The following is a 22,917-nucleotide window of genomic DNA, read 5'->3' as shown; positions in this document are numbered from 1 at the left end:
TCACCTTATTATAAGCATTTCTCAAGTATGATCTCGTCTCGGATCGGAATTCCATCAAAACTATAGAATGGTATTTCCGGCTTGATTTTCCGTGATTCTTCCACGGCGTTTTTAACGATTTCCGAAATGACATAACCACGCTTTTGAAAAAACTTCAACGCCTGTAGATTATCGTTCGTTGTAATCGCTTTAATAGTATGGCAATTTTTTTCCTTAGCGATATTTTCCATCACATAAAGCAATGATGAGCCCACACCTTGATTCTCATGCTCACTGTTCAAAGAGATGATCTGACATACATGGTCGGATAATTTGTATGTTCCCAACCCCGTGATTTTTCCATTCTCGTCCATCACCCCAACACCCTCAAGTTCCGCATAATGAAACAAGCCTCTTGAAAAAACGACTTGAGTCGTCTCCCAGTGCTGAATGAAAAAATCCTTGACCGTATCTGCCGCAATCATTCTTTTAGCTACGATTTGCATAACCAATTACGCCCCCAAAATTTCTATCTCTATGCTTATAGTATAAAATGCTTATGCTGAGAAAGGAACATTTAATTCTTTACGACCTTCTAACAAAACATAATACCATTCATATTCAGATAATCAATATCAAAAAAAAGGGGCTCGCGATGCAGGCATCTTCCGGGATCAGGAAATCGTATCATCCTTTATACGCCGGTTCCTTCTGGTGACCTCATCTTCGAATTGCTTCGTTTTCAATTCTTCCTTCTTTGAATATCTTATAATGGCCCTCATCGTAAAAACGGCCGCCACTAAAAAAATGAAGCAAGTTATACCAGCCGAGATATATTCAGTCTTGTCTTCCGGAAAGTAAAGAAACAAACCTAGTAAAGCATGATTGAGAAAGTCCATCCGTTACATCCTTCCTGATAGGGAATTAAACTGCATTCTCTCATTATATCAATTACCAGAACAATCCACTAGTGGGCCTATTCCACTAAAACATAAAAACGAGAGGCACTGAGCCCCTCGCTTATCTTTTATTTAGGCTCTTTTCGTAAAGATTGTTGTTGTGAGTTGTGGTTGATTTCCCCTCCAGATGCTCGCTTTCCTCGGGGCGGGTGGTGAGCCTCCTCGGCGTAAACGCCTGTGGGGTCTCACCTATCCCGCTGCTCCCGCAGGAGTCTCGCACTTCCGCTCCAATCAACCTTAAATAGTTTCGTTTTAAAAAAATAACAACAAAGTATGTGAAAACAGCCTTTATTTATAGAATGGTGATCCCTTTAATGACAACGTCAACTGCTGGCTTGTCTCCCGCAACTGTCTCTACGTTAGCAATCGTATCAACAACGTCCATGCCTTCGACCACTTGTCCAAAAACAGAGTGTTTATGATCCAGCCAAGGTGTGCCTCCTTGTTCCATATAAGCACTGATGATTTCTTCCGGATAACCGGCTTGCTTCATTTGCTCACCCATCCTGCTGTCCACATGCTGGGCTTGTACGACGAAGAATTGGCTGCCGTTTGTTCCCGGGCCTGCATTAGCCATGGAAAGAGCTCCGCGCAAATTGAATAATTGCATGGAAAACTCGTCCTCAAATGGAGCTCCCCAAATACTTTCTCCACCCATTCCAGTCCCTGTCGGATCTCCGCCTTGAAGCATGAAATCCTTGATGACACGGTGGAAGATGATTCCTTCGTAATAACCGTTTTTAGCATGTGTCAAGAAATTCTCCACTGTCTTTGGAGCAAGTTCAGGGAATAGTTTAATTTTAATATCGCCCATCGTCGTTTGCATGATGACCGCTTTTTCATTTTCCAAAATTTCACTTGTTAATTGCGGAAAGTTTGTCATTGTACATAACCTCTTTCTTTTTAAAATAAAATGGCATGAAACACCATTTTTCATCTTCATTTGTACACTTTACACGATTTTCATAAAAAAAGCATCTTTACGAAATTGAACAAATTCGCTGTGAAAAATCGTTGTTCTTATGTATCATGAAGGAAGTTAAAAGAAAGGTGGTAGGGAAATGTCAGAACAGGATTTTAAAATCGGCGATAAGGTTACCGCCATATATAAAACTGGAAAATACATCGGGGAAGTCACCGATATCAGACCTGCTGCATATCTTGTTAGAGTGTTGGCTGTTTTGAAGCACCCCATGCAGGGAGATCTTCATAACCCGAAGCAAACGGAAGTGTCAATGTTCCATCAGCGGCGTGCTCTTGCATTCCGGGAGCAAACCAATGTACCAAAGAATATGGTAAGGACTTTCGATGAGGGGATTCCGGAGTATAAGGAATCCTTAAGAGAAGCTGTTGATAAAATGAAAGGCACTTTAAGCGAAGCCCAAACAGAGTGGAATGATAAAAGCTTACAGTTGCTTGAAGATCTAGCGGCGGATTATTTCAAATAAAGCTTAAAAGCCAAATCAGTAGTATATGATTTGGCTTTTATAACGCTAAATGATTCAATACCTTTGATAAATCAATGCGGTCGCCAATTGTCGTCGGTTCATGATTTTTCATATAACTTTTATCTTTCTCCACTAACTTAAAGATATTATATGTCGTAATCGCATCATCCAGCGCCCTATGATGCTTGCCTGTCCCTTCTTTGCCATAGGCCTGTACAGCTTTCCAAAGTCCGGTTTGATTTTGATCCCCGAAAAAGCGTTTATACTCCAGGCATAGATCATTTTCCTTCCCTGAAAAAGGGAAATCCAATCCTGCCTTCTGACAATTCTGGCGAAGCACCTTCATGTCCATATTTCCCCAAGTAACAATCGTCGTCGGGTGCTGTTCATCTATTTTCTTCAATAACGCAACCAGCTCTTCAAATGAAATCCCCCGGTCCACCTGATCCTGGGTAATGTTCAAGAACTTCTTGCATCTTCCCGTTAAAACTGGAAATTTCAATGGGTTAACAAAAGATGAGAATTGTTCCTCAATGGTCTCATTAATGACTGTGACTAAACCAACCTCAATGATTTCCGGATAAAACCCCGTTGGATTGGCTTTTCCTTCCGGCATCGTAAATTCAAAATCTATGAATACATATTGCTGTTGTTCCTCCATTTTTATGACCCCCTTCATATTCCTGACATCAACATATAAACAAACATCGTTTTTTCTCACGAGATTATTATAACAGAAGATTTAGAAAGTTATTTCTTTGGATCGCAACACACCATTCGGATACCGCGCTTGCCGTCATACCTAATTTACCCAAAACCCTTTATCGTCTACCTGATCGTGTTGGATGAATGAACCAAAAATACCATTTTTTCATTCCTTCATTCCAAGGACATACTAAAAATATATTAGTTAGGAAGTTGAACTATGCGCACGTATCTGGCTATATCACGATTTCCCTCTTAGTTCCGGTATTGATCCTTTTCATTTTCCTTTCCCATCAGGAGTGGTCCTTAGCACAATCTCCCTATCATGTACTCGACGAGCGAATTCCTGTTGAATCGAAAGAACTGGCTCAGAATAGTTACATGAAGGCCGCAAATGGAAAGGTCATCAGTGAAATTTCCACTGGTGAGAAACGGACTTAATTAAAACTTGAAGACATCCCCCTTTACCTGGAAAATCTGTTCATCTTTACAGAGGACCAGAAATTTCATGATCATGCAGGAGTCGACCTATCCGGCATAAGCAGGGCGCTTCTTATCAATTCACAAAATAAAACAATCGAACAAGGCGGCAGTACCATTACCCAGCAACTGGCCAGGAATGTTTATCTATCACATGATAGGACATATAACCGAAAACTCAGTGAACTCATTTATGCCTATCAGATAGAGCGAAAAAAATCAAAACCGGAAATCATGGAGCTATATTTGAATCCATCTATTTCAGTAATGGAGCTTATGGAATCGAAGCTGCTTCCCAATATTATTTAAAGTAAACCGACTGGAGAGCTAACCAAGGCGGAACTTTCCTTCCTTGCCGCAATCCCTAATAATCCGGAATACTATAATCCCCTTGAACATTTCGATGCGACGAAAAAGCGTCAGGAGAGAATGCTGGAACAAATGGTTGCCAATGGTGCATTAGAACAGGCCGAGTATGAAAGTCTTATCAAAAGTACGATTAAATTAGACTTGTCCATCCCGGTCGACTTATATCCCGATTACGTGACATATGTTCATCAGGAATTGAAAAACCTGGTGGCATCCTCCGAGGGTCTCTACAACTCTCTGCAAAGCACTGATGTCACTAAACGTAAGAACGCGGAAGCCGAGTTGGATAAAAAGATCAAAAAGCTTTTGAATTCCGGTAACCATCCATACCGCACTCGATACTAAACTTCAAACACAATCAAAGACTGCTGTACAATCAAAAATCGGTGTCAATGATATCGAGGGAGCTTTAGTGGTTATACAGCATCATACGCACGAGCTTGTCTCTTTGATTGGGGGAAAAGATTAAAAAAAAAATTCTTTCAATCGGGCATACCAAAGTTATAGGCAGCCAGGGTCGGCGATTAAGCCGCTTCTTGATTATGCTCCCTATTTAGAAGAAACGGATGCTGACATCAATCAGCTCGTTAGCGGAGCAAGCTATTGCAGCAATTGCATTTCCCCATAAATGGCAAAGGAGAAGCTGAATAACAGGATTGCAATGATTGGTAAATGGCTAAATAGGTGTTTTCATGATTTCTCACCAGTGTATCTTTTATCCTATAATATGCAAGATAATCCATTATTTCACAATTAATACTCTGCTCATTCACCGTTGAAAAACTTTTTTTAATAAATTTTTCAGGACGGTTCCCCCTCCTTTTCTACCTATATATAAAACATCATTCCAGTTGACCTTCACCGTTTTTAAAGCCATGCAAACCCTCATAAATTGCGTTATACTTTTAAGCGAGGCAAGCATTCGATAAAAAAATACATATTCAGCGAAGATTTCCTAACGTCTAGGATTGCGTGAAAAAAGCATAATAAGACGACTGACTTCGTTTTTTAAAAAAGGGGGGAGTTTATGTCTTTACTTCATTGGGCGGTATTATCACCGTTTCTATTAGCACTTATTGTACCAATATTGTACAAACTATTTCGACAAATACATACAGGTTGGTTTGTATTGATTTTACCGATTCTCCTTTTCACCTATTTTTCAAGGTTCATTTCCTTGACCAAACAAGGGGATATCGTTATGGAAAGCACAACATGGATTCCTTCTCTCGGAATAGATGTTGATTTCTATGTCGATGGACTAGGGCTTTTGTTTGCCTTGCTCATTACAGGTATTGGTTCACTCGTCGTTCTTTATTCAATTTTCTATTTATCGAAGGAGAAAGAAAAGCTGAACCAATTTTACGTCTTCCTTTTGCTTTTCATGGGGGCGATGCTTGGTGTCGTCCTTTCCGATAATCTAATAGTCCTTTATTCGTTTTGGGAATTCACGAGTTTATCATCTTTTCTATTGATAGGATATTGGAATGAGAGGGAGCGTTCACGTTACGGGGCGCAGAAATCGCTGCTGATCACTGTGCTTGGAGGCTTAAGCATGCTTGGAGGCATCATTCTCCTTTCCATTATGGGGAACACATTCAGCATACGTGAATTGATTGCCCAAAGCGAGGAACTTATGGACCACTCGCTCTTCGTTCCTGCACTTTTGCTTGTGCTGCTTGGCGCGTTCACTAAATCCGCACAGTTCCCGTTCCATATTTGGCTTCCTGACGCTATGGAAGCCCCTACTCCTGTCAGTGCTTACCTTCATTCCGCCACAATGGTCAAGGCTGGCATTTATTTGGTTGCCCGATTAAGCCCTGTTTTTGCAGAATCAGGATTATGGTTCTGGCTCGTTTCGATCGCCGGATTGATCACCCTGTTCTGGGGCTCATTCTTTGCAATCAAGCAGACTGATTTGAAGGGGATTCTTGCTTTTTCCACCATCAGTCAGCTCGGATTGATCATGTCGCTTTTGGGGCTTGGAGCTGCGGCACTCCACTATGAAACGCTGGGGGAAAATATATACTTGGCAGCCACGGTTGCAGCAGTATTCCACTTGATTAATCATGCGACCTTTAAAGGGAGCCTATTCATGGTTGCAGGCATCATTGATCATGAAACCGGTACGCGTGATATCAGAAAGCTTGGCGGATTGATGCAGTTGATGCCGATCACTTTCACTGTCGCTGTGATAGGTGCATTTTCAATGGCTGGACTTCCGCCCTTCAATGGTTTTTTGAGCAAGGAAATGTTCCTGGCCAGCATGGTGAATGTATTGCAATTGGATATCTTCAATATGGATACATGGGGGGTCCTGTTCCCTGTGGTTGCATGGGTAGCCAGTGTATTCACTTTTATTTATAGCATGATTGTCGTGCTCAAACCCTTTACTGGCAAACTTCAGTTACAACTTTTGGAAAGGAAGCCCCACGAGGCACCGGCCGGGATGCTAATATCCCCGATCATCCTTGCTTCGTTGGTCATCTTTTTCGGTATTTTTCCAAACTTGCTGTCTTCATCCATCATTAAACCTGCTGTAGCCGGCATACAGCCGAGCTTAGCGAGACCGGATTTCCAAGTCCATATCGCCTTCTGGCATGGATTCGAACCTGAAGTATGGATGACCATCGGCATCATAGCATTTGGCATTCTATTATACAAAACGCTTCCGAAGTGGCAGAAAGTCACTCAGTGGATTCCTGAACGCATCTCCCTGAATGCCTTGTATGATAACGTGGTAAGAGGGCTCGAACGTTCAGCTTCCTTCGTCATGAAAGTATTAATGACAGGTTCGATTCGGACGTATCTGCTTTCAATCTTCCTTTTCTTCATATTTTCCTTGGGCTTTACGCTCTATTGGAAGGATGCATTTAAATTGGATGCAGGGAATTTTGCCCCGATCGGCATTTATGAATTGATATTAGCTGGAATCATCGTGATTGGCTCGGTCGCCATTCTGTTTGCAAGATCCCGTTTAACTTCCATTATCATCTTAGGAGCCGTCGGTTATACGATTTCCCTATTTTTCGTTTTGCTGCGGGCACCGGATTTAGCCTTGACTCAACTAGTCATCGAAACGATTTCGGTATCGCTGTTTTTGCTCTGTTTCTTCCACCTCCCGTTAATGGCAAGCAGAAAGGAAGAACGGATGACGTTCAAGTTGAATAATGCCATGATATCCATTGGTGTAGGAGTCATCGTCACATTGATCGCCTTATCGGCACATAGCAATAAACTGTTTGATTCCATATCCAGTTACTATCTTGAAAATGCTTATAAGGAGGCAGGCGGGAAAAACGTCGTAAATGTCATTCTCGTTGACTTCCGCGGACTTGATACGATGTTTGAAATCACTGTTCTTTCCATCGCTGCGCTCGGAATATTCGCGATGATCAAATTGCGTTTGACAGGGGGGAAAGATAAATCATGAAGCAAAATGACCTGATTCTCCAAACGGTTACGAAAGTCGCCGCCTTTGTTATCTTGCTGTTTGCGGTAGCCATCTTTTTAGGCGGGCATTATTCGCCAGGCGGCGGGTTTGTCGGCGGTTTAATGACTTCAGCCGCCATAGTCCTGCTGTTGCTCGCTTTCGACATTAAAACCGTCACCGGCATTTTGCCGATTGACTATAAGTTAATGATCGGTTCAGGCCTGTTCATATCAAGCCTGACCGTGGCCGGCGGGCTGGTGTTCGGGGTGCCCCTCATGACACATGTTTATCAATACGTTGATTTACCGCTTCTTGGGCACATCTCGCTTCATACTGCGGTACTTTTTGATCTGGGTGTTTATCTTGTGGTTGTTGGTGTAACGATGACCATTATTCAAACGATAGGGGAGAGTGAATAATGGAACTTTTAATGGCCATTGTCATTGGAATACTATTTATGTGTGCGACCTATTTAATGCTTTCCAAAAGCATTTTAAGAATCATAATCGGTACCGGGCTGCTTAGTCACGGCGCCCACCTTTTGATTTTGACGATGGGCGGTTTGAAAGGCGATTCCGTTCCATTGCTAAGTGATGAAGCTGCATCCTATGTCGATCCGCTTCCGCAAGCGCTTATCTTGACGGCGATCGTCATCAGTTTCGGAGTCACATCATTCCTGCTGGTACTTGCTTATCGGACCTACCAGGAACTCGGTACGGATGACATGGAAGAAATGAGAGGTACGGAAACGAATGAATAATCTTACTTTCATGCCTGTTTTATGGCCGCTTTTCACAGGAATCCTTCTCATATTCTTTGCAAAAAAGATCAAGCTGCAAAGAGGGATATCGCTTTTTTCCTCATTTATCGGAATTGTAATTTCCTTATACCTAGTGATTACGGTCCATAATCAAGGCATCTTGGCTTTAGGCGTCGGCAGCTGGGATGCGCCATTCGGGATCGTGATCGTCGCAGATATGCTATCTTCGCTGCTCGTACTGACCACGAATATCATTGGATTGGCCATACTGCTTTACTCGTTTTACTCCATAGGGGAAGAACGGGAAAGACATTATTACTATCCTGTATTTCAATTTTTGCTGATTGGGGTGAACGGTGCCTTCCTTACGGGGGATCTTTTCAATCTATTTGTATTCTTCGAAGTCATGCTGATGGCTTCCTACGTGCTGCTTGTACTCGGAGGGACGAGAATCCAGCTGAGGGAATCATTGAAGTATATCATCGTCAATGTACTATCCTCTTCCTTTTTCGTCATTATGGTGGCTTATCTTTATTCAGTCGTAGGAACATTGAACATGGCGGACATCAGTCAAAGGATAACGGAGGTCAACCAGCCTGGAATCATCTCGGTGATAGCGATTGGCTTTCTGATCGTCTTCGGTTTGAAGGGAGCCATTTTCCCGCTTTTCCAATGGCTGCCTGGTTCTTATTATGCTCCGCCCATTCCAGTGATGGCTCTATTCGGGGCATTGCTGACAAAGGTCGGGATCTATTCCATTTTCCGAACCTATACACTGATGTTTTATCATGACCAGGATTTCACCCATACATTCCTGGCGATACTTGCAATCTTGACCATCATCATCGGTGTCATTGGTGCGATAGCTTATTGGGATGTAAAAAAAATCATCATTTACAATATCATCATCGCCGTCGGGGTTATTCTATTCGGCATCTCCGTCATGAATGAACAGGCCTTATCGGGTTCCATTCTATATATCATTCATGACATGCTGATTAAGGCTGCACTCTTCCTGCTGGTAGGCATCATGATCAAAATCAGCGGATCGGATGATTTACGGGACATGGGCGGCTTGATCAAGGAATACCCGACCGTTGCATGGACCTTCTTCATAGCAGCCATATCATTGGCGGGAATCCCGCCGTTCAGCGGTTTTGCCGGCAAGCTCCTTATTCTTCAGGGAGCTGCAGAAAAAGGAGCCTACTTGGGAATGGCCGTTGTCTTAATTTCAAGCTTGATGGTCCTCTATTCCGTCATGAAAATATTCATGAATGGCTTTTGGGGAACTCCAAAAGCTGATTATGCCTTAACTAATGGTAAGGTCAATAAAATGCTGGTTCCGGCAGTCCTCCTCGTCATCATTTCCATTTTATTCGGAATAGGGACAGAATCGGTTTACCCATACATTACACAAGCTGTAGATTCATTAATGAATCCCGAAATCTATAACAAAGCGGTTTTAAAGGAGTAGTGCCTGATGTCATTCCAAATTTTACTGAATGTGTTCCTTGCGTTTATCTGGATGTTTTTAAAAAATGAGTTTAACGGGAGCACTTTTATCATCGGATATATATTGGGGCTCGGCATCATGTTCGTCTTCCGTCATTTTTTCAATGATCGTTTTTACTTGAAAAGGGTGAATGCCGTCGTTCTATTGCTGCTCATATTCGCAAGGGAACTCATACTTTCCAACATAAGCGTCCTTAAGGCCGTGCTTAAACCAAGCCTGGATATGAAGCCTGGCATATTCGCATTTGAAACCGTGCTGACCAAGGATTGGGAAATTACGATACTATCGAATTTAATTACACTTACACCAGGAACACTTGTCGTTGAAGTTTCGGAAGATAATCGGATTCTTTATATTCACGCGATGGATATTGCCGACAAGGAAGAGGCTGTGGACAGCATTAAAAATACATTTGAAAAAGCGATTATGGAGGTGGGCAAATAATGTTCGATCTAATGCTTAAAATCGCGTTGCTCGGTGTTTCGCTTTCCATGATTGGATTCTTATACCGTTTAATCAAAGGGCCTTCCGTACCGGATCGGGTCATCGCACTCGATGCAATGGGAATCAATCTTATCGCAATCGTTGCACTTGCCTCCATTGTCATGGATACAAGCGCTTATCTGGAAGCCATTCTTCTGCTCGGAATCCTATCTTTCATCGGAACGGTCGCTTTCGCCAAATTCCTTGAGAAAGGGGAGATAATCGAAGATGACCGCAATCGTTGAAATCCTATCGGCCCTATTCCTATTAATGGGAGTCTTTCTCTTTTTAGTCTCGGCTTTCGGCATCATCCGGCTGCCCGACGTCTATACAAGAAATCACGCTGCCTCAAAAAGCTCGACACTTGGAATCATGTTCATCCTGATCGGCACCTTGTTATATTTTTATTATAAACATAGCCATTTCGATTTCCGGGTCGTGCTCGCGATCATCTTCATCTTCATGACCAGTCCTGTTGCCGGACATTTAATCATGCGCTCGGCTTATCATACTGGCGTAAAAATGTGGGATCGGAGTGTCCAGGATGATTTAAAGAAAACCCGGTGATCCCTGCCATTGAAAAAGAGCTGCCCTGATTACAGGGGCAGCTCTTTTCTGTTTCAATCTATTAAAAATACCTCATCGCCCACTCTGATTTCACCTGTTTGCATGACCGAGGCATATACGCCAAAATGATTTTCCCTTTCCTTGACGACAGTTTTCAGCAATGATGGATCTCTATGTGAATCGCTCGGATCGACAGTTATGATCATACAGCGCTCACAATGCCTTTTGATCTCCAATTCCACTTCATTTCCAATAAAAATCCTTTTTCCGAACCATTGCTCTTCTAAAAAGGGCGTTTTGTTCACTAGAGATAGCACTAAATTTTGCCTAAATCTCCTGCCATCCAGTTCTTTTCCCCAAAGCTTTGTCAATTCGCCAATCGAGGCATCACTGACAAGCAGGATGTTTTCTTCTTCAATCGCACCTAACGGAATATGGGAAGGATGATAAACAACTGGTGCTGCCTCCTGTTTAAACAACCTTTCCATTTCCTCCTGAAAGGCTTGCTCTCCCCATGTCAAAACGTTTCCAGAAGGGGTCTTCACTTGGATTTCCGGATATTGGTCAAGTGCTTCCTCACCAGAAAAAGCAGCTTGATATCGGACCATTTCCGGGACTTGAGTTATCGTCAGGAACTTCCCATTTTTGCCTTTAAAGGCATGGCTGCGATCTCCATAAAGTCCATAGTCCATCACCTTCGTTTTCTGTACCTGTTCACCAGTGAATGATTTTACAGGATGACGGGTGATTTCTTGTATATGACCCACCAGCATAGAAAAACCTCTTTTCATACAATAGTCTACTGCCATCTTATACGTAAACCGGATAGAATCATTGCGCCAAATTGCGATTGTTCTTTTGATTTACTTTGACTTCGGTAAGTCGATAACGGCCAATGTACAGCGTGAAATGCAGATAAGATGATCCTCTTCATCACGGATCTTCACGTCCCACACCATCGTCGTCTTCCCGCGATGGATGATGTTCCCCTCTGCGGTAACAACACCTGAACGGACGCCCCTAACATGATTGGCATTGATTTCAAGGCCGACGACAGCTTGTTTTGTACTATCTACCAGCATCATCCCTCCAAAGCTTGCAACGGATTCCGCAAGCGCAACGGACGCTCCCCCATGCAATAAACCATACGGCTGCCTAGTGCGTTCATCCACAGGCATCGTCGCAATGACTTTCCCCTCGCCCACTTCTTTCATTTCAATCCCAAGCGTGCCTATCAATGAATTTTCAATATTTCTCTCCATCCCATTACCCCCGACTCTCTTGTTTTTTTAGCAAAAAAAATGAACCGTTATTCATATTAGTATACAAAAAAAGGATGACTCAAGTCTATCAAGTCATCCTTCAATAATGTAAATGTATTATTTGGAGAGGATTTCTTTTAATTCAAACCAGCTTGTCAGTCTCGGAATATCCAATTCCCTGTTATAGGAGTTATCCATTGCATACACTTTCGTTGGAATATCCAATAACGTTTCCAGCACTGCCGGTTTATCATCAAAATAATAATCCAATTCCAATTTGCGGATCGTATCAATTTTTTCATGATCCTTCATCCCGCAGTAAAAATGGTCATCCTTAACCGGGAAGCCGTTTTCGATCAGCCATTTTTTCGTCCGTTCACCATGCTCCGCTTTCCTGGCGGTGATGTAATAGATTTCGTGGCCATCGCGTTCAAGCTCCTGCAGCGTTTCCACTGCGCCCTCGAAGGCTGGACAGGATGAATAATACACTTCATCGGCCAGGCTGTTCCACATCTTGCCCCCAGCCTCTTTATCAAGCCCGAAAGCTTCATGGATCTCCAACGTCTTTAAAGCCCTGAATTTCGTTAACTCTATGTTCGTATTAAGCTTTTCATTATAAAGATGGAACGCGAACTCCCTCAAGTTAATAAGGGTATCGTCAATATCAAAACCGAATTTCATATCCTTCACTCCTATTCAAACATAAGCGGCAGCAAACTGTGATGCGAAGGACATCTCCTTGTCCACCTGAATGGCCTGTAATCTTTCAATCTCGGCTTTTCTTTTTGGCTCAGCCATTTTAAGTCCAAGGAAGCCAGTATCCCCCTGCAGGATGCATCCAGAAATAAGATCGGCCAATATATCGGCATCCTTCATGGCACAATTGAGTCCGAACGCACCTGTAGGCGTCATCGTATGGGCTGCATCACCTAATAAAGCTACGCCATCCTTTGTCCACGTCTCACAATAGCTGCTGTAAACATCCAATAAAATGAAGTCCTGCCAAGAGCGGATATTTTCACATACAACCTTTTTTAATTCAGGAAAGGCAAGAAGCAAATCTTCAATGAATGGTTCAAAATGCTGTTTTCGCAAATAGGGAAATGAACCATGCTCTATATTCCATCCAATTTGGATGAAACCTCCGGCCTGGGTGAAGAGGGCAACCTGGGAGCCATTGACCAATGCCATCTTGATCGAAGGCTTCCACCCCTCCGGAGCAGGAATTTTTGCCCACAGTAAATCATAGCCATGACCTTTAATCTCGACTGGTATTCCCGCTTTTTTTCGAACGATGGAAAACCTGCCGTCCGCTCCGATTATCAATGGACTTTGCACTTCAAGGTCATTTCCGTCATTACGGGCCTTGACACCCGTAAAACGGCCCATTTCATTCTGCATCAAGTCGGTAACCCTCGTATTCATCATCAATTGAAAGGAGTCCAGCTTTTCGGCTTCATTCAATATGGCTTTAAGCAGATGGTTTTGAGGGACATGTATCCCAACATGATCGACAGGCCATTCCGGGATAATGCTTTTGAATATTTGGCCGTCATGCCAATATTCAATTTGTTCCATCCTCAGCAAGCCAAGTTTTTCCACACTATTGAATAAACCGTGCTTTTTAAGAATGCCCTCTCCTTCATCGTTCAAGAACTCGCCCCTGAACTCCCTTGAAACTTCAGAATGCCTTTCAAGCAATACGACTGAAATGTCCTGCTTGGCCAATAGATAAGCCAGCAGGGCACCTCCAGGACCTGAACCGACTATGCATACATCTGATTTAACCATCATGCCTCTTCACCTGTTGTCTATTTTTATTTTGGATAAGCCGTGATGCGTATGTCCTCACCAAACGTTTCCACGCCAGAAAAGGAAACATCCATCGCTTCATCCATCGTATCCACATTCATGCCAGTATACGGTGTCAGTGAGTTTCTGCCGCCCAATAGTTTAGGGGCTATATAAATCAAGTATTTATTAATGAGCCCCTCCCTGAGGAATGAGGCATTCACTTCGCTTCCGCCTTCCAGCAAGACATCCGTAATCCCCTTTTTATACAGCTCTTCCATTAATGCCGTTAGATTCAGTCCCGTCTCGTTTTTGGGGACGAAAATGAATTCGATCCCTTTTTCACGTAAATGGTCCATTTTATCCGCAGGTGCATTTTCCTGCGTTACGATCAAGGTCTTCGCATCTGATACTTCTACAACTTTGGCATCCAATGGAACCCGTAATTCACTGTCTAAGATGATCCGGATTGGATTTTTCCCTCCGCCCTCCGGAAGTCTGGTCGTCAGTGATGGATCATCGGCCAACACAGTCCCGATACCAACTAGGATGGCATCCACTTCATCACGGAGCAAATGAACGGAATGACGTGACTCTTCCCCTGTTATCCACTTTGAATGGCCTGTGTGGGTTGCAAGTTTTCCATCGAGAGTCATCGCATACTTCGATATGACAAATGGACGATCCGTCAGCATATTGTGAATAAAACGTTCATTCAGCCTTTGAGCTTCCTTTTCCAGGACGCCGACTTCAACTTCAATGCCTGCATTCTTTATGATCGATATTCCTCTGCCGGCCACTTCCGGATTCGGATCTTGAGTCGCAACCACGACTCGCCGGACACCTGATTCCTTCACCAAATTTGCACAAGGAGGTGTCTTTCCATAATGGGAACAAGGCTCAAGAGTCACATAAAGCGTTGCACCTTCTGCATACTCACCCGCCATTTTAAAAGCATGTACTTCCGCATGCGGTTCACCCGCTTTACGGTGGATCCCTGTCCCGGCTATCACACCGTCTTTCACTATGACTGCCCCGACCACTGGATTTGGATTCGTCTTTCCTTTAGCACTGGCTGCCAAATCCAGTGCCAGCTTCATGTAATATTGATCATCATTCATTCTATAGTCTCCTTTATACAATCAAAGTTGGCTTCTTTGTGGGTATATGTCCAGACTTCTTGACCTTTGTATCGAGATAGAAACTATTATCTTCCGTCAAACCGCCCCATAGCGGAATATGGTCCTTTGCCGCAAGTCCATGCTTCATGAGGGCATCCAGCTTTTTGGGGTTGTTCGTGATTAAAGTAACCGGATCCTTACGCAGTTCCCTCAATACGCGAATGGCTCCCTCGTAAGATCGCGTATCGTCTTCGAATCCTAAAGCCTCATTCGCCTCGACCGTGTCATAACCTTCCTGCTGTAGCAAATAGGCAAGAGATTTGGAAAACAGGCCAATCCCTCTTCCTTCATGGTCCGCAAGGTAAAAAATGGCCCCGCACCCATGCTCGGCTATCATCTTCATCGATTGGTGGAGCTGGTAGCCACAATCACAGCGTTTACTGCCGAAGATATCACCTGTGTGACAGATGCTATGCATCCGGACAAGTGCATCCTCCGACTTTTCAAAATCACCATAAACCAATACGGAGGATTGCTGTCCAAAAGCGAGGTTCGCTTCCGAAAGCGAATCAAGCACCGTATCCTTGTCATTATCCGAACCGTCAAGCTGAAGCCATGTATACCATTGGAAAACCGTTGAGAAATCTCCTTGTTCAACCGGCAAGTTCACAGGTCCCACAAGGCATATATCAGCTTTACCGGGGGTTTGGATGATATTCATTTTATCTATTAAAAGGTCTTTTGTTTCCTGGGTTATTTTCATGTTAAAATCACCTATTTTATAATTTATAGTGTGCCTTCTCCTTACTTTAGGTAAGTAAGTATATTACTATACACTATACCTGTCAATGAAGCAGTTTACAAATAATAGTGTGTCTTTGATCATAATTTTCAAGAAGTTTTTTTGCAGAAAAAGGTCATTCACAAACCTCTATCATATCGGCTGGCCTTTATACATATTTTAACGTATAACGAAAACGTGTCTATAGACAGACCTAATGAAAGGAAGGAAACCTTTTGGAGGATTTCCCTTATTTTTTATATGATCCCATCCTATTTCCGCCTCACGCCAGGAATCGGACATTGCGTCCCTACTTGGCAACCAATCCAGATCTGCTAGTCAAATCGGCAAATACCTCGCAATCTTTGATGCTTGATGTAAAAAAGGTCATGGATACCATAGCCACATCCAAGCCTTTCTCGAACCGGTTGATGACTGCTGCCCAAGCATCGCAAAAAAATGTCGTGATCGATATGATCCGAAAGATAGGAATTAAGAACGAACCTGATATCACGTATAACCCCGATGGGATCCGTTTTGATTTCTACCCTAAAGCAGGAGAAGAAAATTGCCATATCATCGTCAGCTTGAAGTGGAGGGAGACATAACGTCCGTCCAACACCTTTTTGGTAAAAAAACCGAAGCCTATTTTCGGCTTCGGATATTTGGGTTCATCTTGTTTTCGTTTCAAAGGTTTCTACCAATAGTGCAAGCGTCCGTGCCATGACACCAGTAGCCCCCGATGTGCACAATTCGGAGTTGCTCGAGGTTGTGGAGGTTCCGGCAATATCCAGATGGACCCACGGAGTGTCTTCGGCAAATTCACCGATGAAGGCGCCGCCCATGATCGCATGTCCCGCCCCTCCAGGTGAATTATTCAAATCCGCTATTTTACTATTGCGTACCCGCTCTTTATCCTTTTCCGTAATCGGCAATCTCCAAATGGGCTCCCCGGCCTCCTCTGAGGCTTTGACCACTTGTTCATAGAATTCCGTGTCATTTGTCATTGCACCCGTCATATCCATGCCCAGCGCCGTTATGACACCACCCGTTAAAGTGGCAACGTCAATAAGATAGTCGGCACCATGATGTTTGGCGTATGTCATGGCATCCGCCAAAACCAGACGGCCTTCCGCATCCGTGTTCAATACCTCTATCGTCTTGCCGCTCATGGCAGTGATCACGTCATCGGGCTTGAATGCATCACCGCTGATCATGTTATCAGTGGAAGGAATGACCGCCACGACATTTTGGTCCGGTCCCAATTCGCCGATGATTTCCATTGCACCTAAAACGGCTGCCGCACCGCCCATATCCGTCTTCATTCCAACGATACCAGCCTTCGTTTTCAATGAGTATCCACCCGTATCGAATGTGATCCCTTTACCGACCAACCCGATAACATCCTTCCATTCATCCTTACCTTGATACTTCAGGACGATCATTTTCGGAGGCTCGACCGAACCTTTATTGACAGCAAGGAGTGCGCCCATTCCCAACTTGAGCATGTCCTCCTTCTCGAGGATCTCCACTTCAAACCCATAACGTTCGCCCAAGGCAGATGAATAATCCGCCAAATCCGTGGAAGTCAGCAAATTGCCCGGTGTATTGACCAATGTTCTGGCTGAGTTCGTCGCCCTTCCGAAGATCCTCCCTACATGAAGCGCGGCACCGACCTCTTCTTGATCAAATTCACTGTAAACCGTAATCGATTCAAGGCTTTTTTCGACCTGGTTCGATTTTTGCTTATATCCGTCAAATTTATAGGATGCAAGTTCAAAAGCTTCGGAACAAGCATGCGCTGCATCCAATGCATCCAGATTTTCAGTCGTGAATGTATCCAACGCGATCGAAAGTGTCGTAATCTTTGATTCTTTTATCGTCTTACGCGCTTTTCCCAACGCTTCGCGGAGCGTTTCAAAAGATAGCTCCTTTTCCTTGCCCAACCCTACAAAAATCAATCTCTTTACGCTTAATTTACCTAATGTATGTATTTTGACCACTGATTTTTTCTTGGAAGAGATTTCACCGGCTTTCACCAACTCTGTCAGCTGGCCATCCAATCGTTCATCCGCTTCTTTTCCTATCCCTGTGAACTTTACGGGTCTGTCAAATACGCCTAGAATCAGGCATTCGTCAATCAAATCTATATTTAAGGAATTTTTTACTGTGAACATTCTGATACCTCCTCCATTCTATTACATTCATTATAACGAAATCTTCAAAAATTTTCGAATAAGCCGCGAAAATAATAATAACAAGGGATATTGTTTAGAATGGGTGACTTTAGAGTAATAGTATAAGAAAGATCATATTTATACTTATGCCGGCAGGGAATCGACAGGACTGAATGGAACTAATAATAAGGGCCTTATTCCGAACAGGATGCATTTACCCATATATGGATTTCATCTTTACTTATAACTAGAAAGAAGGCTGATACTCTTGGAATTATTACTCAACTTCCCTTTAATTGCAGCATTGATTGCCATTTTCTTTGCTCAATTCATCAAAGTGCCCATCCACTTCATAGCATTTCGCAAAGTGAACTGGTCACTCATTAACTCCACAGGCGGTATGCCAAGCTCCCACTCTGCGGCCGTGTCAGCCCTGACCGTGGCGGTAGGGATCGAAACCGGAATGGATTCCCCTGTATTTGCCGTTGCCGCGATCTTTGCAATCATCACGATGTTCGACGCGACAGGAGTGAGACGGCAGGCTGGAGAACAGGCAGCCGTCTTGAACCAGCTCGTTACCGACTTCAATACCTTTGTCGAGCAAGCAAAGAACTGGCAGAAAAAAGCAGATAAACAGAAACAGCAGCAATTAAAGGAACTGTTGGGCCATAAGCCAATCGAGGTATTTTTCGGAGCCTTGACCGGAGTATTCATTGCATTGGCACTTCACTTTTTCATCTTTCAAGGGTAGGTGTTCAATTTGAAAATAATCTCTCTTTGCCCCAGCAATACGGAACTATGCACATATCTAGGAATCGAAGATCAGCTGATCGCCATCGATGACTACTCTGATTGGCCTGAAACCCTACAGCATCTTCCTAAAGTGGGGCCCGACTTATCGATCGATATCGATCATGTGGAATCACTAAAACCCGATTTGGTGCTGGCTTCACTGAGTGTACCGGGCATGGAAAAAAACATTGAGGGGCTAAAAGAACGGAACATCCCCCATATCATCTTCAACCCGCAATCGCTTGAAGATATCGCAAAAGATTTACTGACCTTGGGCGAGGCGATGGATCTTAAGGAAAAAGCAGAGGAACAGGCTGCCAAATTCCGTGATGCCATCCTTCAATATAAAAACATCGCCGATAAAATCGAAACAAAGCCGTCCCTGTATTGGGAATGGTGGCCTAATCCCTTATTCAGCCCCGGGGGAGTTAATTGGTTATCCGAGATCAGTACGCTTGCGGGAGGATATAACCTTTTCGAGGATGTCGACATGGCAAGCATTCAAGTCACTTCCGAAGAGGTCCAAAAAAAGGATCCCGACCATATTTGCTTAGCTTGGGTCGGTGTCCCTTTACGTAAAGTAAACCCTGCGCTTGTCAAGAAACGGCAAGGGTGGACTGATATGAAGGCCGTCCGGAATAACCATATTCACATCATGGAAGAACCATTATTCTGCCGGCCTTCCCCGCGTTTGCTGGATGGGCTGTCCATATTGGCAAAGACTCTGCATCCTGAAGCCTACAAAGGCATGCCCTAAGGGCGTCCCAAATGAAACGGAAAAGGCTGCCTCAATTGAGGCAGCCTTTCACTTTCCTCTTTAAAAAGCAAAAGAAGCTACATTCTCATTCAATGTTTTCTCAGCGATTTTCGGCTTGAATACCTGCTTGATCTTGGTTTCATTCAACCTGCTTAACTGTTGTTCGGATAACTCGCCGTTCCCTTTTTGGACAACATATACTTCAAGGGTTTTCTTTCCCCAGTTCTCGTACACATCCTGTACCGTTTCGTAGTATAGATCCAGATGATTCCCTTTGATCGCACCACCCTTGTCCGCTACAACCCCATATCCATAGCCCGGAATCCAAAGGATGGTTCCGAGAGGAAATATGGCAAGATCGGCGGCAATGGTGGAAAACAAATCCCGTTTCACCTTCACCCCTGAATATGTGATTCCATAAGATGGGCTTTCCGGGTACTTTCCGGTTGATTCATATCCTGCTGTATATCCTGTAGCCAAAACTTCATGCTTCGGGTATTTCGAAAGCTCGATTGCCTCCGCTATCGTCGTGGGACCATTGCTCGCGGATGCCGATGCCATTAGCGTTGCCACTTGCCCCCCACTATGAATCGCTTTATATTCGAGACCAAGCATTCGATGCTGTCTCATTGCCTCTTCAAAAGGATGATCTTCAGGAACTGCCCCAAAAACATGATTCAAGGTCGATTCGATGGCCAAGATAAATAATATGATAATAGCAACCCTCAAAAATAATGCCTTTACAATCTTCATATGTATCAATTCCACTCCTCTCACAAGGATATTTGTTCCCTTTACGGAGTGAAAGTATTCAAAAAGCATGGAAAGAACCAATTTTTCTTACAAAAAAGGCTCTTTTCGTAAAGATCGTTGTTTTTAAAACGAAACTATTTAAGGTTGATTGGAGCGGAAGTGCCAGACTGCCTGCGGGAGCAGCGGGACAGGTGAAGACCCCACAGGGTTTACGCCGAGGATGCTCACCGCCCCGCGGAAAGCGAGCATCTGGAGGGGAAATCAACCACACCGCACTACTTGGTAAATAGCAACAAAGAATGCGAAAACAGCCTAAAAAAAAGGACCGTCCATAAATGACGGCCCTTCCCTTATTAAAACATTTGATATCCTTTATTCCTTAGAATCCTGATGACCACACCAGCTAAAACCGCGCCAAGCAGCCCGCTTGATAAAATAATGATGTCTGCCGTATGCAGGGATGTAAGGTTCGTACCAAGATTGGAAAAAGATATTCCCGGATTCCTAAAATATTCTATTAGCTTTGTTTCATTGACAATGATGATGAAGACGATTGGAAATAAGAAGACCATGATCCACGAAGAACGAAAGAGCATATTCAGCAAAAAGCCAATTCCGAAAAACAATATGAAAAATAAGAGTATTGAGATAATTAAAACAGGCAATGGCATGTTATTCTTGACCCTCCTTAAAAGCGACACCTTTAGTTTACTGAAAAAATAATTGCTGCGTCAACGACTTATACCAAATAATACCGAAGAAAAGATAATTACCCAAATTACAAGAATAGTTTATATGATGTATATCCAAATTGATCTCCCGGATTCAACCCGTCAAGCATCGTCTGCATTCTTTCCTTTTTAAAAGCTAAAAGCTGTTCCAATAGTAACGATTGCTTCCCTTCCTTCATGAGTAAATCAGGATGATAAAATTTCGCTTCATATAATTCATCCAATTGAGCATTTACTTCAAAGCTAAGCGGTTTAAGTAAAAATATCAACATATTATCACTTATATCCCCTTTGATGACTCCGCTTCTCACTCCTACGATGCCTTCGATTTCTGTATGAATGCCCGTCTCCTCCAGCACTTCCCTTACGACAGCTTCATCGACGGTTTCATCACTTTTTACAAAACCTGCCGGAAGCGACCATTGCCCTTTCAATCCGCCATACCTTTTGTTCACGACAAGCCACTCACCTTTATCCGATATCACAAGGCCGGACACTGCCAGCCAAACATTTTTGCAACGTTCCACCAAAACCCACTTCCCCTACAATCATTATTTAGTAAAGATGATGCCAAAGATAATTTCCTTGATCAAACTTCGTCATCCCCATTATATTCCACACAAAAAAAATGCATACTCCGCTATGACACACTCATCGATGGATGGGCTGTCAATGAAAAAGCCATTCAGGGACAATCCCCAAATGGCCATTATTGATCTATCGAAAAAATTAAAGGACGTTGAATTTACCTTTTTTAGCAACAAGTGAGGCTCCGCCAATCATTAACAATGCCCTGTTATCAACCATTTTCTTCATGAATGATGCAGTCTTACCTGTAACTTTCTTGCCGAAGACAACACCAATCGCATTATCTTCACCGAGTGAACATACCGTTCCTTTGTTTTCGAAGGTGAACGTTTCAAGGTCGCTTTCGTTACGAACCAATTTAGTCAGGTTCTTCGCAATGACCTCACCTTGCTGCATCGCTATTTGTGCAGTAGGTGGATATGGACGATTAATTTCCTCGTTGATGATCAAAGCGCAATCCCCTACGATGAAGATATCGTCATGCCCCGGTGCCCGCATGTCAAGGTTCACTTTAATACGTCCGCGCATAGCTTCAAAACCGGAAGCTTCTATCACGGAGTTTCCACGTACTCCAGCTGCCCATACAACGGTGCCCGCTTTGATTTCTTCCACTTCATCTTCGCCTTTTGCCACGATGATGCCTTCAGGAGTCGCCCCCTTGATCGGTGTGCCGATTTTGAATTCCACACCTTTTTTCTCAAGGTAAGATACTGCATAATCCACCAATTCCGGATCGAAGCCAGGAAGGACGGCTGGGGCTGCCTCCACACAGTACATGCGGACCTTTTGGAAATCGATGTCGTATTCTTTACAAAGTTCAGGGACACGGTTAGCCAATTCGCCAAGGAATTCGATACCCGTAAATCCTGCTCCTCCTACAACGATCGTCAAGCGGTCTTCATTCTTTTCGGCCTCAGTACTGTACGTCGCGAATTGCAATTGGATATGGTCACGGATTTTACGTGCCGTGTTCACGTTAGAGATAGAGAAAGCATATTCTTTTAGCCCCTGGATTCCGAATGTTTCCGATTCAGGTCCAAGACCAATCACTAAGTAATCATAAGAAATTTCGCCGTTTTGAAGGATGACTTTTTTGTTCTCCGTTTTCACTTCCAAAACGGAATCCTGGATGAATTTAACTTTGCTGTTAATGACACTTTTGATTGGATAGCGCACACGATCATGATGAAGCGTTCCAGCGGATGCTTCATGCAGCCATGTTGTTTCATAGTGGTAATCATTTTTGTTAACTAATACGATTTCTGCTTCATTTTGACCTAACGCCTTCTGTAAGCGAGTAACAGTCATCAATCCGCCATAACCTGCTCCTAAAACAACGATTGTTGGCTTTTTCAAAAGTATTCTTCCACCTTTACGATATTTTCTTGTGATGCTTTCCATAACTAAAATATATTGTCTATCTTTATAATTTCCATTATAAAAAGCACTCTTATACATTTGTGACGTA

General features: G+C 43.4%; 27 protein-coding genes and 1 pseudogene. 13 read left to right on the top strand and 15 right to left on the bottom strand.

Annotated features, from left to right (window positions below; genetic code table 11):
• Window positions 1-8: 8 nt before the first annotated feature.
• From OTG27_RS02335 to OTG27_RS02325, 3 genes are all read right to left on the bottom strand, one after another.
• Window positions 9-485, bottom strand: coding sequence for a GNAT family N-acetyltransferase (locus tag OTG27_RS02335; protein ID WP_034310275.1), 477 nt, complete (start codon window positions 483-485; stop codon window positions 9-11).
• A 168-nt stretch (window positions 486-653) separates the two neighbouring features.
• Window positions 654-878, bottom strand: coding sequence for a hypothetical protein (locus OTG27_RS02330; protein WP_268936092.1), 225 nt, complete (start codon window positions 876-878; stop codon window positions 654-656).
• 352 nt (window positions 879-1,230) lie between these two features.
• On the bottom strand, window positions 1,231-1,821 hold the full coding sequence (locus OTG27_RS02325) for a peptidylprolyl isomerase (protein WP_307729979.1): 591 nt from the start codon (window positions 1,819-1,821) through the stop codon (window positions 1,231-1,233).
• Between the two features lie 178 nt (window positions 1,822-1,999).
• On the opposite strand from OTG27_RS02325, the gene kapB reads away from it, so the two are divergent.
• A complete protein-coding gene (gene kapB, locus OTG27_RS02320; protein WP_268936091.1) occupies window positions 2,000-2,386 on the top strand; it encodes a kinase-associated lipoprotein KapB in 387 nt (128 codons plus the stop codon).
• Window positions 2,387-2,423: 37 nt separating this feature from the next.
• Here kapB and kapD read toward each other — a convergent pair whose 3' ends face one another.
• Window positions 2,424-3,047 (bottom strand): 3'-5' exonuclease KapD, encoded by a 624-nt coding sequence (kapD, locus tag OTG27_RS02315; protein WP_034310264.1) that lies wholly within the window; start codon window positions 3,045-3,047, stop codon window positions 2,424-2,426.
• Between the two features lie 188 nt (window positions 3,048-3,235).
• On the opposite strand from kapD, the gene OTG27_RS02310 reads away from it, so the two are divergent.
• From OTG27_RS02310 to mnhG, 9 genes and pseudogenes are all read left to right on the top strand, one after another.
• Window positions 3,236-3,532, top strand: a complete 297-nt coding sequence (locus tag OTG27_RS02310; protein WP_268936090.1) for a hypothetical protein — start codon at window positions 3,236-3,238, stop codon at window positions 3,530-3,532.
• Window positions 3,533-3,547: 15 nt separating this feature from the next.
• Window positions 3,548-4,285, top strand: a pseudogene (locus OTG27_RS02305) (transglycosylase domain-containing protein).
• A 682-nt stretch (window positions 4,286-4,967) separates the two neighbouring features.
• Window positions 4,968-7,373 carry a Na+/H+ antiporter subunit A gene (locus OTG27_RS02300; protein ID WP_268936089.1) on the top strand — a complete coding sequence of 802 codons (2,406 nt, stop codon included), beginning with the start codon at window positions 4,968-4,970 and terminating at the stop codon, window positions 7,371-7,373.
• Window positions 7,370-7,792, top strand: a complete 423-nt coding sequence (locus OTG27_RS02295; RefSeq protein WP_034310256.1) for a Na(+)/H(+) antiporter subunit B — start codon at window positions 7,370-7,372, stop codon at window positions 7,790-7,792. The genes OTG27_RS02300 and OTG27_RS02295 overlap by 4 nt, the downstream gene beginning before the upstream one ends.
• On the top strand, window positions 7,792-8,133 hold the full coding sequence (locus OTG27_RS02290) for a Na(+)/H(+) antiporter subunit C (protein WP_241636501.1): 342 nt from the start codon (window positions 7,792-7,794) through the stop codon (window positions 8,131-8,133). The genes OTG27_RS02295 and OTG27_RS02290 overlap by 1 nt, the downstream gene beginning before the upstream one ends.
• Window positions 8,126-9,607: a Na+/H+ antiporter subunit D gene (locus OTG27_RS02285; RefSeq protein WP_268936088.1), complete on the top strand. Its 1,482-nt coding sequence runs from the start codon at window positions 8,126-8,128 to the stop codon at window positions 9,605-9,607. Before OTG27_RS02290 ends, OTG27_RS02285 begins: the two co-directional genes overlap by 8 nt.
• A 6-nt stretch (window positions 9,608-9,613) precedes the next feature.
• A complete protein-coding gene (locus OTG27_RS02280) occupies window positions 9,614-10,090 on the top strand; it encodes a Na+/H+ antiporter subunit E (protein ID WP_057278036.1) in 477 nt (158 codons plus the stop codon).
• Between the two features lie 11 nt (window positions 10,091-10,101).
• Window positions 10,102-10,374, top strand: a complete 273-nt coding sequence (locus OTG27_RS02275; RefSeq protein WP_370023645.1) for a Na(+)/H(+) antiporter subunit F1 — start codon at window positions 10,102-10,104, stop codon at window positions 10,372-10,374.
• Window positions 10,358-10,696, top strand: coding sequence for a monovalent cation/H(+) antiporter subunit G (mnhG, locus tag OTG27_RS02270; protein WP_048687653.1), 339 nt, complete (start codon window positions 10,358-10,360; stop codon window positions 10,694-10,696). The genes OTG27_RS02275 and mnhG overlap by 17 nt, the downstream gene beginning before the upstream one ends.
• Before the next feature lie 53 nt (window positions 10,697-10,749).
• On the opposite strand, the gene OTG27_RS02265 is transcribed toward mnhG, so the two are convergent.
• The 6 genes from OTG27_RS02265 to OTG27_RS02240 all read right to left on the bottom strand — a co-directional run bounded on the left by OTG27_RS02265 (window position 10,750) and on the right by OTG27_RS02240 (window position 15,633).
• Window positions 10,750-11,469, bottom strand: a complete 720-nt coding sequence (locus OTG27_RS02265) for an MOSC domain-containing protein (protein WP_268936087.1) — start codon at window positions 11,467-11,469, stop codon at window positions 10,750-10,752.
• Between the two features lie 90 nt (window positions 11,470-11,559).
• A complete protein-coding gene (locus OTG27_RS02260) occupies window positions 11,560-11,958 on the bottom strand; it encodes a hotdog fold thioesterase (RefSeq protein WP_034310237.1) in 399 nt (132 codons plus the stop codon).
• Window positions 11,959-12,075: 117 nt separating this feature from the next.
• Window positions 12,076-12,639 (bottom strand): 5' nucleotidase, NT5C type, encoded by a 564-nt coding sequence (locus tag OTG27_RS02255; RefSeq protein ID WP_034310235.1) that lies wholly within the window; start codon window positions 12,637-12,639, stop codon window positions 12,076-12,078.
• A gap of 15 nt (window positions 12,640-12,654) precedes the next feature.
• Window positions 12,655-13,752 (bottom strand): FAD-dependent monooxygenase, encoded by a 1,098-nt coding sequence (locus OTG27_RS02250; RefSeq protein ID WP_268936086.1) that lies wholly within the window; start codon window positions 13,750-13,752, stop codon window positions 12,655-12,657.
• 23 nt (window positions 13,753-13,775) lie between these two features.
• Entirely contained in the window at window positions 13,776-14,870 is a 1,095-nt protein-coding gene (ribD, locus tag OTG27_RS02245) for a bifunctional diaminohydroxyphosphoribosylaminopyrimidine deaminase/5-amino-6-(5-phosphoribosylamino)uracil reductase RibD (RefSeq protein WP_268936085.1), read from the bottom strand.
• Window positions 14,871-14,883: 13 nt separating this feature from the next.
• Window positions 14,884-15,633, bottom strand: coding sequence for a GTP cyclohydrolase II (locus tag OTG27_RS02240; protein WP_095679242.1), 750 nt, complete (start codon window positions 15,631-15,633; stop codon window positions 14,884-14,886).
• A 254-nt stretch (window positions 15,634-15,887) separates the two neighbouring features.
• Between OTG27_RS02240 and OTG27_RS02235 the strand changes: the two genes are divergently transcribed.
• A complete protein-coding gene (locus tag OTG27_RS02235; protein WP_063574765.1) occupies window positions 15,888-16,259 on the top strand; it encodes a YuzC family spore coat inner layer protein in 372 nt (123 codons plus the stop codon).
• A gap of 63 nt (window positions 16,260-16,322) precedes the next feature.
• On the opposite strand, the gene OTG27_RS02230 is transcribed toward OTG27_RS02235, so the two are convergent.
• Complete coding sequence (locus OTG27_RS02230) at window positions 16,323-17,828, bottom strand: leucyl aminopeptidase (RefSeq protein WP_034310224.1); 1,506 nt, start codon at window positions 17,826-17,828, stop codon at window positions 16,323-16,325.
• A 268-nt stretch (window positions 17,829-18,096) separates the two neighbouring features.
• On the opposite strand from OTG27_RS02230, the gene OTG27_RS02225 reads away from it, so the two are divergent.
• Both OTG27_RS02225 and OTG27_RS02220 read left to right on the top strand, forming a co-directional pair.
• Window positions 18,097-18,579 carry a divergent PAP2 family protein gene (locus tag OTG27_RS02225; RefSeq protein ID WP_034310222.1) on the top strand — a complete coding sequence of 161 codons (483 nt, stop codon included), beginning with the start codon at window positions 18,097-18,099 and terminating at the stop codon, window positions 18,577-18,579.
• A gap of 9 nt (window positions 18,580-18,588) precedes the next feature.
• Window positions 18,589-19,377: a cobalamin-binding protein gene (locus OTG27_RS02220; protein WP_063574764.1), complete on the top strand. Its 789-nt coding sequence runs from the start codon at window positions 18,589-18,591 to the stop codon at window positions 19,375-19,377.
• A 60-nt stretch (window positions 19,378-19,437) separates the two neighbouring features.
• Here the strand turns inward: OTG27_RS02220 and OTG27_RS02215 are convergent, their stop codons facing one another.
• From OTG27_RS02215 to OTG27_RS02200, 4 genes are all read right to left on the bottom strand, one after another.
• Window positions 19,438-20,130, bottom strand: a complete 693-nt coding sequence (locus OTG27_RS02215) for a 3D domain-containing protein (protein WP_048687644.1) — start codon at window positions 20,128-20,130, stop codon at window positions 19,438-19,440.
• 353 nt (window positions 20,131-20,483) lie between these two features.
• Entirely contained in the window at window positions 20,484-20,801 is a 318-nt protein-coding gene (locus OTG27_RS02210; RefSeq protein WP_034310217.1) for a YuiB family protein, read from the bottom strand.
• Between the two features lie 107 nt (window positions 20,802-20,908).
• Window positions 20,909-21,388 carry an NUDIX domain-containing protein gene (locus OTG27_RS02205; protein ID WP_096339402.1) on the bottom strand — a complete coding sequence of 160 codons (480 nt, stop codon included), beginning with the start codon at window positions 21,386-21,388 and terminating at the stop codon, window positions 20,909-20,911.
• A gap of 202 nt (window positions 21,389-21,590) precedes the next feature.
• Window positions 21,591-22,805, bottom strand: a complete 1,215-nt coding sequence (locus OTG27_RS02200; RefSeq protein ID WP_098864800.1) for an NAD(P)/FAD-dependent oxidoreductase — start codon at window positions 22,803-22,805, stop codon at window positions 21,591-21,593.
• Between the last annotated feature and the right edge of the window lie 112 nt (window positions 22,806-22,917).

It is taken from the genome of Peribacillus sp. AS_2, from assembly GCF_026891895.1.
Classification (GTDB): Bacteria; Bacillota; Bacilli; order Bacillales; family DSM-1321; genus Peribacillus; species Peribacillus frigoritolerans.
The sequence above is the reverse complement of the archived record's forward strand: the minus strand, read 5'-3'. Positions and strand labels throughout refer to the sequence as shown.

What these genes read in the sequence shown, in the direction of transcription:
- OTG27_RS02230 (WP_034310224.1), bottom strand. Translation starts at nt 17,828, where the DNA reads ATGTTCACAGTAAAAAATTCCTTAAATATAGATTTGATTGACGAATGC.
- ribD (WP_268936085.1), bottom strand. Translation starts at nt 14,870, where the DNA reads ATGAATGATGATCAATATTACATGAAGCTGGCACTGGATTTGGCAGCC.
- OTG27_RS02285 (WP_268936088.1), top strand. Translation starts at nt 8,126, where the DNA reads ATGAATAATCTTACTTTCATGCCTGTTTTATGGCCGCTTTTCACAGGA.
- OTG27_RS02210 (WP_034310217.1), bottom strand. Translation starts at nt 20,801, where the DNA reads ATGCCATTGCCTGTTTTAATTATCTCAATACTCTTATTTTTCATATTG.
- OTG27_RS02255 (WP_034310235.1), bottom strand. Translation starts at nt 12,639, where the DNA reads ATGAAATTCGGTTTTGATATTGACGATACCCTTATTAACTTGAGGGAG.
- OTG27_RS02260 (WP_034310237.1), bottom strand. Translation starts at nt 11,958, where the DNA reads ATGGAGAGAAATATTGAAAATTCATTGATAGGCACGCTTGGGATTGAA.
- kapD (WP_034310264.1), bottom strand. Translation starts at nt 3,047, where the DNA reads ATGGAGGAACAACAGCAATATGTATTCATAGATTTTGAATTTACGATG.
- OTG27_RS02240 (WP_095679242.1), bottom strand. Translation starts at nt 15,633, where the DNA reads ATGAAAATAACCCAGGAAACAAAAGACCTTTTAATAGATAAAATGAAT.
- OTG27_RS02290 (WP_241636501.1), top strand. Translation starts at nt 7,792, where the DNA reads ATGGAACTTTTAATGGCCATTGTCATTGGAATACTATTTATGTGTGCG.
- OTG27_RS02275 (WP_370023645.1), top strand. Translation starts at nt 10,102, where the DNA reads ATGCTTAAAATCGCGTTGCTCGGTGTTTCGCTTTCCATGATTGGATTC.
- OTG27_RS02215 (WP_048687644.1), bottom strand. Translation starts at nt 20,130, where the DNA reads ATGAAGATTGTAAAGGCATTATTTTTGAGGGTTGCTATTATCATATTA.
- OTG27_RS02310 (WP_268936090.1), top strand. Translation starts at nt 3,236, where the DNA reads ATGAACCAAAAATACCATTTTTTCATTCCTTCATTCCAAGGACATACT.
- OTG27_RS02335 (WP_034310275.1), bottom strand. Translation starts at nt 485, where the DNA reads ATGCAAATCGTAGCTAAAAGAATGATTGCGGCAGATACGGTCAAGGAT.
- OTG27_RS02295 (WP_034310256.1), top strand. Translation starts at nt 7,370, where the DNA reads ATGAAGCAAAATGACCTGATTCTCCAAACGGTTACGAAAGTCGCCGCC.
- OTG27_RS02280 (WP_057278036.1), top strand. Translation starts at nt 9,614, where the DNA reads ATGTCATTCCAAATTTTACTGAATGTGTTCCTTGCGTTTATCTGGATG.
- OTG27_RS02250 (WP_268936086.1), bottom strand. Translation starts at nt 13,752, where the DNA reads ATGATGGTTAAATCAGATGTATGCATAGTCGGTTCAGGTCCTGGAGGT.
- kapB (WP_268936091.1), top strand. Translation starts at nt 2,000, where the DNA reads ATGTCAGAACAGGATTTTAAAATCGGCGATAAGGTTACCGCCATATAT.
- mnhG (WP_048687653.1), top strand. Translation starts at nt 10,358, where the DNA reads ATGACCGCAATCGTTGAAATCCTATCGGCCCTATTCCTATTAATGGGA.
- OTG27_RS02265 (WP_268936087.1), bottom strand. Translation starts at nt 11,469, where the DNA reads ATGCTGGTGGGTCATATACAAGAAATCACCCGTCATCCTGTAAAATCA.
- OTG27_RS02325 (WP_307729979.1), bottom strand. Translation starts at nt 1,821, where the DNA reads ATGACAAACTTTCCGCAATTAACAAGTGAAATTTTGGAAAATGAAAAA.
- OTG27_RS02300 (WP_268936089.1), top strand. Translation starts at nt 4,968, where the DNA reads ATGTCTTTACTTCATTGGGCGGTATTATCACCGTTTCTATTAGCACTT.
- OTG27_RS02330 (WP_268936092.1), bottom strand. Translation starts at nt 878, where the DNA reads ATGGACTTTCTCAATCATGCTTTACTAGGTTTGTTTCTTTACTTTCCG.